The organism is Acidovorax sp. SRB_24 (assembly GCF_012931925.1).
The window spans coordinates 16,049-27,840 of the sequence record NZ_MWOM01000013.1 but is presented as its reverse complement, the minus strand read 5'-3'; the positions used below and the strand labels follow the sequence as shown (position 1 = coordinate 27,840).

At 67.2% G+C, this 11,792-nt stretch carries 10 protein-coding genes; all 10 read right to left on the bottom strand.

Features of this window, described 5'->3' with window-relative positions:
* Positions 1–5: 5 nt before the first annotated feature.
* Positions 6–371: a Na+/H+ antiporter subunit C gene (locus tag B2J89_RS06615; RefSeq protein WP_169168345.1), complete on the bottom strand. Its 366-nt coding sequence runs from the start codon at positions 369–371 to the stop codon at positions 6–8.
* Complete coding sequence (locus B2J89_RS06610) at positions 371–3,301, bottom strand: monovalent cation/H+ antiporter subunit A (RefSeq protein WP_169168344.1); 2,931 nt, start codon at positions 3,299–3,301, stop codon at positions 371–373. Before B2J89_RS06610 ends, B2J89_RS06615 begins: the two co-directional genes overlap by 1 nt.
* 124 nt (positions 3,302–3,425) lie before the next feature.
* Positions 3,426–3,908: a helix-hairpin-helix domain-containing protein gene (locus tag B2J89_RS06605; RefSeq protein WP_169168343.1), complete on the bottom strand. Its 483-nt coding sequence runs from the start codon at positions 3,906–3,908 to the stop codon at positions 3,426–3,428.
* A gap of 99 nt (positions 3,909–4,007) precedes the next feature.
* Entirely contained in the window at positions 4,008–5,165 is a 1,158-nt protein-coding gene (gene lapB, locus B2J89_RS06600; protein ID WP_169168342.1) for a lipopolysaccharide assembly protein LapB, read from the bottom strand.
* Complete coding sequence (locus B2J89_RS06595) at positions 5,155–5,460, bottom strand: lipopolysaccharide assembly LapA domain-containing protein (protein WP_169168341.1); 306 nt, start codon at positions 5,458–5,460, stop codon at positions 5,155–5,157. The genes lapB and B2J89_RS06595 overlap by 11 nt, the downstream gene beginning before the upstream one ends.
* 51 nt (positions 5,461–5,511) lie before the next feature.
* Positions 5,512–5,832, bottom strand: coding sequence for an integration host factor subunit beta (locus B2J89_RS06590; RefSeq protein ID WP_169168340.1), 321 nt, complete (start codon positions 5,830–5,832; stop codon positions 5,512–5,514).
* A gap of 73 nt (positions 5,833–5,905) precedes the next feature.
* Positions 5,906–7,591, bottom strand: coding sequence for a 30S ribosomal protein S1 (rpsA, locus tag B2J89_RS06585; RefSeq protein WP_169168339.1), 1,686 nt, complete (start codon positions 7,589–7,591; stop codon positions 5,906–5,908).
* 160 nt (positions 7,592–7,751) lie between these two features.
* The gene (locus B2J89_RS06580; RefSeq protein ID WP_169168338.1) at positions 7,752–9,794 is read right to left on the bottom strand and encodes a bifunctional 3-phosphoshikimate 1-carboxyvinyltransferase/cytidylate kinase; all 2,043 of its coding nucleotides are present in this window, start codon (positions 9,792–9,794) and stop codon (positions 7,752–7,754) included.
* Positions 9,795–10,679 carry a prephenate dehydrogenase/arogenate dehydrogenase family protein gene (locus B2J89_RS06575; RefSeq protein WP_169168337.1) on the bottom strand — a complete coding sequence of 295 codons (885 nt, stop codon included), beginning with the start codon at positions 10,677–10,679 and terminating at the stop codon, positions 9,795–9,797.
* 10 nt (positions 10,680–10,689) lie between these two features.
* Positions 10,690–11,787, bottom strand: coding sequence for a prephenate dehydratase (pheA, locus tag B2J89_RS06570; protein ID WP_169168336.1), 1,098 nt, complete (start codon positions 11,785–11,787; stop codon positions 10,690–10,692).
* Positions 11,788–11,792: the final 5 nt, after the last annotated feature.

Genomic DNA, 11,792 nt, shown 5'->3' with positions numbered 1-11,792 from the left:
ATCGGTCACGAGGGCTCCCGCAGTTCTTCGGCTTCATTGCCGTCCACGTGGTCGGTGCCCGAGAGCCCGCGCGAGGCCAGCAGCACCACCAGGAACAGCGCCGTCATGGCAAAGCCGATGACGATGGCGGTGAGCACCAGTGCCTGGGGCAGCGGGTCGGCATAGTGGGCCAGGTCTTGCTCCAGGCCCGGCTGCAGCACCGGCGCCTTGCCGATCGCCAGGCCCAGGCGCCCCATGCTGAAGATGAACAGGTTGACCGCATACGACAGCAGCGCCAGGCCCATGATGACCTGGAAGGTGCGCGGGCGCAGCAGCAGCCACACTCCCGAGCCCGTCAACACGCCAATGGCCAATGCCAGCACTATTTCCATCACGCGCCCCCTTGTTCAGCAACGGCCTCTTCGGCCAGGCGCGCGTGGAAGCGGTGGCCGCGCACCGACTGGTGGGCAATCGAGGTCAGGATCACCATGGTTGCGCCCACGACAAGGCTGAACACGCCGAGGTCAAAGAACGTGGCGCTGGCCAGGTGGATTTCTCCGAGCACCGGCAGCGTGAGGTGCGCCGTGTGCGTGGTCATGAACGGATAGCCCAGCGCGATGGAGCCCAGGCCGGTGGCCAGTGCGCACAGCAGGCCCATCGCCATCCAGCGCCGCGGCGCCAGCGGCAGGTGCGCCTCGACCCACTGGGTGCCCGAGACGATGTACTGCAGCAGCAACGCAATCGAAAACACCAGCCCTGCCACGAACCCGCCGCCGGGCTGGTTGTGCCCACGCAGGAACAGATAGATGGCGATCAGCACCGCGAACGGCAGCAGCAGGCGCACCAGCACGGCGGGCACCATGAGGTAGCCTACGGCGGTGTCCACCGCGAGGCGCGGGTTGATCAGGTCGGTGACCAGGTCGGCCGGCACCGCGCGCTGCTGCGCCGGCAGGTCCATGATCTCGGGGGCCGGGCGGAAGCGCCGCAGCAGGGCGTAGATCGTCAGCGCCACGACGCCCAGCACCACGATTTCGCCAAAGGTGTCGAAACCCCGGAAGTCGACCAGCATGACGTTGACCACGTTGGTGCCGCCGCCCTGGCTCAGCGCATGCTCCAGGAAGAAGGTCGACGTGCTTTGCGGAAACGGCCGGCTCAGCATGGCAAAAGACAGCACGGCCATGCCGCCGCCCGCGGCCAGCGACAGGACCAGGTCGCGCAGGCGGCGCCACTGGGCGCGGCGCTGTGCCGTCGGCGTGGCGGCGGCGCGCAGGTCCTCCTCGCGCTTGGGCAGCCAGCGCAGGCCCAGCAGGATCAGCACCGTGGTCACGATCTCCACCGCCAGCTGGGTCAGCGCCAGGTCGGGCGCCGAGAACCACAGGAAGGTGACGCAGGTGCACAGGCCGGCGCCGCCCATGAGCGTGAGCGCCGCGAGCCGGTGGTATTTGGCCTGCCACGCCGCCGCGACGGCGCAGGCCATGCCGACGCCCCACAGCAGCACGAAGGCCCACGACATGGGCAGCGCGGTACGGTCGCCAATGTGCAGGTCGCGCGTCCACAAAGGCAGGGCTGCCGCCAGCATCGAGGCGCACACCAGCCACAGCATCTGCCACTGCAGCCGCTGGGTGCCCAGCAGGCGCCGGCCGTTGCGACCGGCCAGGCTCAGCGAGGCGAGCAGCGCCTCGAAGATCCGTTTGCCGTCAAAGCGCTGCAGCCCCGGCGCGGCGTCGATGCGGCCCATTTCGCGTTGCCAGCGCAGCAGCAGGTACAGGAGGGCACCGCCCAGCAGCGCGACCAGGCTCATCGCAAACGGGGTGTTGAAGCCGTGCCAGACCGCCAGGTCGAAGGCCGGCAGCTCGCCGCCGACGACCGGGCGTGCGGCGGCGTTGAGGAACCGCCCGACCGACCAGGCAGGGAAGATGCCCACCACGAGGCAGCCGAACACCAGCAGTTCCACCGGCACGCGCATCCAGTGCGGCGGCTCGTGCGGCTGCAGGGGCAGGTCGGTGGCAGGTGGCCCCCAGAAGACATCGATCGTGAAGCGCAGCGAATAGGCCACGCTGAACATGCCCGCCACCGTCGCCACCAGCGGCAAAGCCATGTTCAGGGAAGGACTTGCCTCGAGGAAGACGGTTTCCGCAAAGAACATTTCCTTGGAGAGAAAGCCGTTGAGCAGGGGCACGCCCGCCATGGCGGCGGCGGCCACCATGGCCAGCGTGGCGGTCACCGGCATCATGGTGCGCAGGCCAGACAGGCGGCGGATGTCGCGGGTGCCGCTTTCGTGGTCCACGATGCCCACCGCCATGAAGAGCGAGGCTTTGAACGTGGCGTGGTTCATGATGTGGAACACCGCCGCCACGGCGGCGAGCGGGCTGTTCAGGCCCAGCAGCAGGGTGATCAGGCCCAGATGCGAAATCGTCGAATAGGCCAGCAGCCCCTTGAGGTCGTGCTGGAACATGGCGACATAGCCGCCCAGCAGCAGCGTGCAGGCCCCGGCGCCGCCCACGATCCAGAACCATTCGTCCGTGCCGCTGAGCACCGGCCACAGGCGCGCCAGCAGAAACACACCGGCCTTGACCATGGTGGCCGAGTGCAGGTAAGCCGACACTGGTGTCGGCGCGGCCATCGCGTGGGGCAGCCAGAAATGGAAGGGAAATTGCGCGCTCTTGGTCAGCGCACCCAGCAGGATCAGCACCAGGGCCGTGCCGTAGAGCGCATGGCCGCGCACCTGCGCACCGGCGGCCAGCACATGGTCGAGGTCATAGCTGCCCACGATATGCCCCAGCACCAACACCCCGGCCAGCATGCACAGGCCGCCGGTGCCAGTGACCGTGAGCGCCATGCGCGCGCCGCGCCGGGCGTCCTTGCGGTGGTGCCAGTAGCCGATCAGCAGAAACGAGAACAGGCTGGTCAGCTCCCAGAACAGGGCCAGCTGGATCAGGTTGCCCGACAGCACCACGCCGACCATGGCGCCCATGAATGCCAGGAAGAACGAAAAGAACCGGGGCACCGGGTCGGCCGCCGACATGTAGTAGCGCGCATACAGCACCACCAGCGCCCCGATGCCCATGACCAGCATGCAGAACATCCAGGCGAAGCCGTCCATGCGCACCACCAGGTTCAGGCCCAGGGACGGCAGCCACGCAATCTCCTCGCGCAGCACGCCGCCGTCCGCGATCTGCGGGAAGTACAGCGCGGCCTGCCCACAGCACACGAGCGCAATCAGGCCGGCCAGGGTGGACTCGGTATTGCGGGCATTCGACGGGAGCAAGGCAGCCAGCAGGCTGCCGATGAAGGGGAGGATGACGAGTGTGGACAAAGGCATGCGCGGACAATTTTACGGGCAGGCGCCGGAGGTGCAGGCGCTTGCGGGCACCGGCTTGGCGATGGCGCCAGCGGCACGCAATAAAAAAACCCGCCGAAGCGGGTTGCGTCCTGGGCCTTGGCGCTTATCTCTGTGGCGCGCTCGCCCCGCTGGCAGGTGCGGTGGCCGAAGGCCTGCCCTCTTTGGGGGCAGCGCTGGATTTTTGCGTGGCCTTGGCATCGGAGGCTGGCGTGGCAGCGGCACCGGATGTTTGCGGAGCGGCGGCTGCACCCGGGGCTGCCTTTTCGGCCGGTGCCTTCATGGGCTGGGCCTTCTTGTCTTCGGCCTTCTTGGATGGCGCGCCGCTGTAGCTGCTGCCGTTGACCGTCAGGCCTTCGGCGGAAAACCGCGCAGCCGACTTTTCGCCCACGCCATTGACGCGTCCAATGAAGTCGTTCCAGTCCTTGAAGTCGCCTTTTTTGCGTTCATCGATGATTTTGCTGGAAATGGCCGGGCCAATGCCCTTGATGCCATCGAGCTCGGCGGGAGTGGCCTTGTTGACGTCGACTGCCGCAAACGCGGCGGCGGCATACAGCATGGCGATGAGCATCAAGATTTTCTTCAGCATGGCAAATCTCCTGGGTGCGCAGCGAAGAGCCGCTGCGCCTTCCCTAACGGCCGGCTCGGGCCGGGCGTTGACCCGGCGGAGCGAACGGCCCTGGCTTCGCTATAGCTCTTCCACGCGGCGGGCAGGGTAGCTGTCCCAGGTCTGGCAGCCCGGACATTGCCAGAAGTGCTGGCGAGCTTCAAAGCCGCAAGCAGCACAGCGGTAGCGCGTCAAGGGCGAACTGGCCCGGTCGAGGGCGCGCTGGACTTGCGGGTGGAACTGCTCATGCTCGAGCGTCTCTCCGGCCAACCACTTGGCGGCGGCGACCAGCGAAGGCTCGCGTTCGAGGTGGCGCAGATACCAGTGCCGCCCTGCGGCGGATTCCTGCGCGCCGGCATTCTCGAGGGCCACGATGCCTTCGAGCACGTCCAGCGAAGGCGCGTTGTCGTAATGCTGTTGCAGCAGCGCCATCACCTGCGCCGCCATGTTGGCGGCACGCCCGGCTTCCACCAGCAACGCGGCCGCCAGGGGCAGCGCAGCGGGCGTGGCCGCGCCCATCTGCATCAGCGTGGCGACGGCTGCGCCCGGCTGCCCCCGCTGCTGCTGCAGCTTGGCCAGCTCCATGCGGGGGCGCGGTGCCTGCGGCGCCACATGGGCGGCCTGCTCCAGGCGTGCCTGGGCCGCTGGCAGGTCGCCTTGGGCCATCGAGCCCAGCGCCTGCTCGCACAGGTAGTGGGCCTGGCGGGTGCTGAAGTCTCCCTGGTGCGCAGCCTGCATTTTCTCGGTGATCGCGGCAGCGCGCGGCCAGTCGCGCGAGCGCTCGTAAATGGCCAGCAGCGCCAGGCGCGACTCGCCCTCGAAGGGCGTTCCTTCCAGCCGCGCCAGCGCATCCTCGGCGCGGTCGAGCAGCCCGGCCTTGAGAAAATCGAGCGCCAGGGCATGCTGCGCGCGCTCTCGGTCGGTGCGGCTCAGGTCTCCGCGCGACAGCAGGTGCTCATGCACGCGCACGGCGCGGTCGTACTCACCGCGGCGCCGAAACAGGTTGCCCAGCGCAAAGTGCAGCTCCGAGGTGTCCGGATCGTTCTGCACCGCTTCGATGAAGGAGTCGATCGCCTTGTCCTGCTGCTCGTTGAGCAGAAAGTTCAGTCCCTTGAAATAGGCCTTGGGAACGCGCCGGTTTTCGGCGCGCAGCTGGTGCAGGTCCAGGCGCGACGCCAGCCAGCCGAGCAGGAACGCCACAGGCAGTCCCAACAAAATCCAGGTCAGGTCAAATTCCATGGGGCGGCTGTGGCTCGGCGGGAGGTGAAGATGCGGTGGTGGGTGGGGTGGGCATGGGCTGCTGCGTGGCGTGCGTGCGGCGTGCCGCACTGCGGTGGCGCCACCAGCGCGGCACCATACCGAGCACACCCACGGCCACGCCACAGGTGAAAGCGCTCAGCACGACGAGCACCAGCGGCGCGCGCCATTGGGTGCCAAAGAAGAAGTGCAGCGTGGCGTCCTGCTGGTTGTTGAGCGCAAAGGCAAACAGGGTAAAAAAAATGGCTGCCTTGAGCAGCCACAGGAGGTATTTCATGCATCCCCTTTGTGACGGGGAGATTCTAGCGACGCCATGGCCCAGGCACCGTCAAGGCTTGGTTGCCGCAGCACCCAGGCCCAGCTCGGCGGTGCGCTTGTCCACCGCTTCGCGCAGGGCCTTGCCCGGTTTGAAGTGGGGTACGCGCTTGGCCGGGATGGCCACGGCTTCTCCGCTGCGTGGGTTGCGGCCCATGCGCGGAGGGCGGTGGTTGACCGAGAAGCTGCCGAAGCCCCGGATCTCGATGCGGTGCCCGCGCACCAGTGCTTCACCCACGGCGTCCAGCAGGGTTTTGACGGCGTACTCGGCGTCGCGGTGCGTGAGCTGGCTGAACCGGGCGGCCAGTTCTTCGACGAGATCGGATCGGGTCATGGGCAGGGTCTCATGAAAATGGCCGGGCGGGCGCTGTGCGCACCCGACCGGCCAATGGTCAAACGGTCAAGTTTTACTTTTCCGAATTGTCCAGCTTGGCGCGCAGCAGGGCGCCCAGGCTGGTCGTGCCGGCGCTTTCGCGGCTCGACTGCTGGCTCAGGCTGGCCATGGCGCCTTGCTCGTCGGCCATGTCCTTTTGCTTGATCGACAGCTGGATGTTGCGGGTCTTGCGATCCACGTTGACCACCACGGCCGTGACTTCGTCGCCTTCCTTGAGCACGTTGCGGGCATCTTCGACGCGGTCGCGCGAGATTTCCGAAGCGCGCAGGTAGCCCACGATGTCTTCGCCGAGGTCGATTTCAGCGCCACGGGCGTCCACGGTCTTGACCTTGCCGGTCACGATCTGGCCCTTGTCGTTCACCGTCACGAAGGTCGTGAACGGGTCGCCGTCAAGTTGCTTGATACCCAGCGAGATGCGTTCGCGGTCCACGTCCACGGCCAGCACCAGGGCTTCGACTTCCTGGCCCTTCTTGTAGTTGCGCACGGCGGCTTCGCCGGTTTCGTTCCACGACAGGTCGGACAGGTGCACCAGGCCGTCGATGCCGGCAGCCAGACCGACGAACACGCCGAAGTCGGTGATCGACTTGATCGGGCCCTTGACGCGATCGCCGCGCTTGGTGTTCTGCGCGAACTCTTGCCAGGGGTTGGCCTTGCACTGCTTCATGCCCAGGCTGATGCGGCGCTTGTCTTCGTCGATCTCGAGGACCATGACTTCGACTTCGTCGCCGAGGGTGACGAGCTTGGACGGAGCGATGTTCTTGTTCGTCCAGTCCATTTCGGACACGTGCACCAGGCCTTCAATGCCGGGCTCGAGTTCGACGAACGCGCCGTAGTCGGCGATGTTCGTGATCTTGCCGAACAGGCGCGTGCTTTGGGGGTAGCGGCGCGACACGCCCATCCATGGGTCGTCGCCCATCTGCTTGAGGCCCAGCGAGACACGGTTCTTCTCAGTGTCGAACTTGAGGATCTTGGCCATGATTTCCTGGCCAGCCGTGACCACTTCGCTCGGGTGGCGCACACGGCGCCATGCCATGTCGGTGATGTGCAGCAAGCCATCGATGCCGCCCAGGTCCACGAATGCACCGTATTCGGTGATGTTCTTGACCACGCCCTGGACAATGGAGCCTTCCTTGAGGGTCTCCATCAACTTGGCGCGCTCTTCGCCCATCGAGGCTTCGACCACAGCGCGGCGGCTCAGCACCACGTTGTTGCGCTTGCGATCGAGCTTGATGACCTTGAATTCCATGGTCTTGTTTTCGTACGGCGTCAGATCCTTGATCGGACGCGTATCGATCAGCGAGCCGGGCAGGAAGGCGCGGATGCCGTTGACCAGCACCGTCAGGCCGCCCTTGACCTTGCCGCTGGTGGTGCCGGTGACGAATTCGCCGGATTCCAGGGCCTTTTCGAGGCTCATCCACGACGCCAGGCGCTTGGCCGTGTCGCGCGACAGGATGGTGTCGCCATAGCCGTTTTCGATGGAGCCGATGGCCACGGAGACAAAGTCACCCACTTGGACTTCGACTTCGCCCTTGTCGTTCTTGAACTCTTCCAACGGCACGTAGGCCTCGGACTTGAGGCCGGCGTTCACGACGACAAAGTTGTGCTCCACGCGCACGACTTCGGCGGTGATGACCTCGCCCGGACGCATTTCGGTGCGTTGCAAGGATTCTTCAAAAAGGGCGGCAAAAGATTCAGACATGTATTTCCTTGCCACGGACAGGTTTTACAGCGGCACGATTGCCGCGGTTTCAAAGGCTGCCAGTGGTGGTTTGCTGTGCGGCGGTGGCCGCGGTTACGTCATAAGAACCACACTGCTGAGCGCTGCTGCGCGGCGGGAGCGGTGTGGGCCGGCGGGACGGTCAAGCCCCTTTATCGCCCTGCGCGCCAGGCGCGAAAGGCTGTCGCTGCTGCCACAGATGGCTGACCAGCTGCACGGTCTGCTCGACCGACAGGCTGGAGCTGTCCAGTGGCACAGCATCTTGCGCCTGCTTCAAGGGCGCGGCACTGCGGGACATGTCCCGTGCATCGCGCGCCTCCAAGTCGGCGCGAAGGTCGGCTATTTTAATGGAAATCCCTTTAGAAATCAATTGTTTGTGCCGGCGCTCGGCGCGGCATTCGGCGCTGGCGGTGAGGTACACCTTGAGCGGCGCCTGCGGAAAGATCACGGTGCCCATGTCGCGCCCGTCGGCGACTAGGCCCGGCAGGCGCTGAAAGCTGTGCTGCAGGCCGACCAGTGCCTGGCGCACGGCGGGAAGGGCGGAGACGCGCGACGCATTCATGCCGGCCTCTTCGGTGCGGATGGCCGCGGTGACGTCGTCGCCGGCCAGCCAGACCCGGTGGTTCTCGAAGCGCACATCGAGTGCGCCCGCCAGAGCGGCAATGGCGGATTCATGGCCGGCGTCTATCGGCAGCCCGGCCCGCACGGCGGCCAGCGCAGCGATGCGGTAGAGCGAGCCGGAGTCGAGAAAGGCATAGCCCAGCTGCTGCGCCAGGGCCTCGGCCACGGTGCCCTTGCCCGACGCGGTGGGGCCGTCGATGCATATCACCGGGATGGCGGCGGGCGGTGTGTGCACGACGGAGAACAAGGCCTCGAAATAGTCCGGAAAGGTCTTGGCGACGCACTGCGGATCTTCAATGCGCACCGGCAGCCCCGCGGGATTGAAGGCCGCCAGCGAAAAGCACATAGCGATGCGGTGGTCGTCGTAGGTGCGGATGCTGGCGGCGCGCCAGTCGGCGGGCGTGGTCGGGGGCGTGATGCGCAGGTAGTCGGCGCCTTCCTCCACGGTGGCGCCGAGCTTGCGCAGCTCGCAGGCCATGGCCGCCAGGCGGTCGGTTTCCTTGACGCGCCAGCTGGCGATGTTGCGCAGCGTGGTGGTGCCATCGGCGTACAGCGCCATCACGGCCAGCGTCATCGCGGCGTCGGGGATGTGGTTGCAGTCGAGGTCGATGGCCTTGAGCGGCCAGGCGCCGCGCGCCACCTGCAGCCAGTGGGGGCCGCCGCTGATCTGGGCGCCCATGGCGCGCGCAGCGTCGACAAAGCGGATGTCGCCCTGGATGGAATCCAGGCCCACGCCCATGATTTTGATGCCGTTTTGGCCTCCAGCGCTTTCTGCTATTGCGCCAAGTGCTATGAAATAGCTAGCTGACGAGGCGTCGGACTCGACATGGACGCTGCCGGGCGACTGGTAGCGGCTGCCGGCGGGGATGGTGAAGCGCTGCCAGTTGTCGTTGGCCACGGCAATGCCAAAGCGCGCCAGCAAATGCAGGGTGATGGCGATGTAGGGGCGCGAGATCAGCTCGCCCACGACCTCGATGACTACGTCCTGCCGCGTGGCGGCCAGTGGCAGCGCCATCAGCAGCGCCGTCAGGAACTGGCTGGAGACGTCGCCGCGCACGCGGATCGGCGCGGCCAGCGACAGCGCGGGCACACTGGCGGCCTGGGCGATGCGCAGCGGCGGATAGCCTGCGTTGCCCAGGTACTCGATCTGGCAACCCAGCTGGCGCAGTGCATCGACGAGGTCGCCGATCGGGCGCTCGTGCATGCGCGCGACGCCGCTGAGGCGGTATTCGCCGCCCAGCAGTGCCAGCGCAGCCGCGAGCGGGCGCATGGCGGTGCCGGCGTTGCCCAGGAAGAGCTCAGTGGGCGAGGTGGGCGTGCGCCCGCCCAGGCCGGTGATGCGCAGTGGTGCGCCGTCCTCCTCGACGGTGCAGCCGAGCTGGCGCAGTGCATCGAGCATCACGCGCGTGTCGTCGGAGGCCAGCAGGTCGTGCACCGTGGTGGTGCCGTGGCTGAGCGCAGCCAGCAGCAGCACGCGGTTGGAGATGCTCTTGGAGCCCGGCAGGTGGAGGCTGCCGTGCGCCGTCTGCAGCGGGGGGATGTCGAGAAAGGCGGTGCTGAACATTCAGTGGGGCTCGCTGGTGCGCTGTGCGCCCATGCGCCAGTGGGCGCGGGTTTCACTCGCCAAGGTGACCATGTCCTCGACGGCTTGCGCGTCGTTGCCGCGCATCGCCTGCTCGAACTGCTGCAAGGCCTGCTGGAAGAGGCTGGACTGGGAAAGGATGTCCTCGCGGTTGGCCAGCAGGATGTCGCGCCACATCTTCGGATCGCTGGCGGCGATGCGGGTGAAGTCGCGAAAGCCCGGGCCGGCCAGCGACAGAAAGCTGTCCGCCTGCGGCTGGCCCATGATGCCGTTGACCAGCGCGAACGCCAGCAAGTGCGGCAGGTGGCTGACGGCCGCGAAAGCCGCGTCGTGCGACTCGGGCGACATGCTGCTGACGCGGCAGCCCAGGGCCGTCCACAGCTCCTGCGCCTTGTGCAGCTGTGCGGTGAGCGTGCGTTCGGTGGGCGTCAGGATCACATGGCGGCCGCTGTAGAGAGTGGCTTCGGCGTGCTCCACCCCCGAGACTTCGCGTCCCGTGATGGGATGGGCCGGCACGAACGAGCCTACCTGGTCGCGCAGCGCGCGGCGCGCCGCCTGCACCACGTCGACCTTGGTCGAGCCCACATCCATCACCAGCGTCTGCGGCGTGACCAGGTGCTTGATGGCCCGGAGCGTGGCTTCGGTGGCCGCGACCGGCACGGCCAGCAGCACGATGTCGGCGCCGGCCACGGCCAGCAGGGCCGAGGGGGCTTCCACGTCGATCACGCCCAGCTGGCGCGCGCGGTCGGTGGTGGAGGGCGACTTGCTGTAACCGACCACGCGCTGCACCAGGCCGGCCTTTTTCATGGCCAGGGCGAACGAGCCGCCCATGAGGCCGCAGCCAATCAGTCCCAATTGTTCAAACATGCGGCGGTCCTCAGGGGGCGACCGGGTACGTGCCCAGCACCTTGTAGAAAGCGCACAGGCTGCGCAGCTCGGCCAGCGCGGCGCTGACATGGGGCTGGCTGGGGTGGCCGTCGAGGTCGATGTAGAAATAGTATTCCCACTGGCCGGTGCGCGCCGGGCGCGACTCGAAGCGCGTCATCGAGACGCCGTGCCGCTTGAGCGGCACCAGCAGGTCGTGCACTGCGCCCGGGTGGTTGGGCACCGAGACGATGAGGCTGGTGCAGTCGTGGCCCGACGGCGGCGGCGTCTGCAGCGTGTGCGGCAGGCAGATGATGGCAAAGCGGGTTCGGTTGTAGGCGTCGTCCTGGATCGCGTGGGCCACGATGTGCAGGCCGAACTGCTGGGCCGCGCGTTCGCTCGACAGGGCCGCCCAGGCCGGGTTGGTGGCCGACAGACGGGCGCCTTCGGCATTGCTCGACACTGGGCGGCGCTCGGCGTGCGGTAGGTGCTTGGACAGCCAGGCCTGGCATTGCGCCAGCGCCTGGGGGTGCGCCAGCACGGCCTCGATGCCGTCGAGCGAGTTGGTCTGGCGCATCAGGTTGTGCCGGATCAGCAGGCTGACCTCGCCGACCACATGGGTGGGGGTGTGCAGGAACATGTCGAGCGAGCGCGTGACCACGCCCTCGGTCGAGTTCTCCACGCCGACCACGCCGTACTGCGCGCTGCCGGCTGCCGTCGCGTGGAACACCTCGTCGAAGCTGCTGCAGTACATCAGGTCGGCCGCGCCGCCGAAATATTCGACGGCGGCCTGCTCGCAGAACGTGCCCTCGGGGCCCAGGACGGCGACGCGCTGGGGCGATTCGAGCGCCAGGCAGGCCGACATGATCTCGCGCCAGATCGCCGACACATGGGCGCTCTTGAGCGGGCCGGGGTTGGCGTCCTCGATCTTCTGGATCACCTGGGCCACGCGGTCGGGGCGGAAGAAGGGCGTGCCTTCGCGCTTCTTGACTTCGCCGACGCGCTCGGCCACCAGGGCGCGCTGGTTCAGCAGGGCCAGCAGCTGCTGGTCGATGTTGTCGATCTGCACGCGCAGGCTGGCGAGGTCGGGGGAGGCTTGGGGTGTCGTCATCGGGG

What these genes read in the sequence shown, in the direction of transcription:
- B2J89_RS06615 (WP_169168345.1), bottom strand. Translation starts at nt 371, where the DNA reads ATGGAAATAGTGCTGGCATTGGCCATTGGCGTGTTGACGGGCTCGGGA.
- B2J89_RS06580 (WP_169168338.1), bottom strand. Translation starts at nt 9,794, where the DNA reads ATGTTCAGCACCGCCTTTCTCGACATCCCCCCGCTGCAGACGGCGCAC.
- B2J89_RS06590 (WP_169168340.1), bottom strand. Translation starts at nt 5,832, where the DNA reads ATGACCCGATCCGATCTCGTCGAAGAACTGGCCGCCCGGTTCAGCCAG.
- rpsA (WP_169168339.1), bottom strand. Translation starts at nt 7,591, where the DNA reads ATGTCTGAATCTTTTGCCGCCCTTTTTGAAGAATCCTTGCAACGCACC.
- lapB (WP_169168342.1), bottom strand. Translation starts at nt 5,165, where the DNA reads ATGGAATTTGACCTGACCTGGATTTTGTTGGGACTGCCTGTGGCGTTC.
- B2J89_RS06605 (WP_169168343.1), bottom strand. Translation starts at nt 3,908, where the DNA reads ATGCTGAAGAAAATCTTGATGCTCATCGCCATGCTGTATGCCGCCGCC.
- B2J89_RS06595 (WP_169168341.1), bottom strand. Translation starts at nt 5,460, where the DNA reads ATGAAATACCTCCTGTGGCTGCTCAAGGCAGCCATTTTTTTTACCCTG.
- B2J89_RS06575 (WP_169168337.1), bottom strand. Translation starts at nt 10,679, where the DNA reads ATGTTTGAACAATTGGGACTGATTGGCTGCGGCCTCATGGGCGGCTCG.
- pheA (WP_169168336.1), bottom strand. Translation starts at nt 11,787, where the DNA reads ATGACGACACCCCAAGCCTCCCCCGACCTCGCCAGCCTGCGCGTGCAG.
- B2J89_RS06610 (WP_169168344.1), bottom strand. Translation starts at nt 3,301, where the DNA reads ATGCCTTTGTCCACACTCGTCATCCTCCCCTTCATCGGCAGCCTGCTG.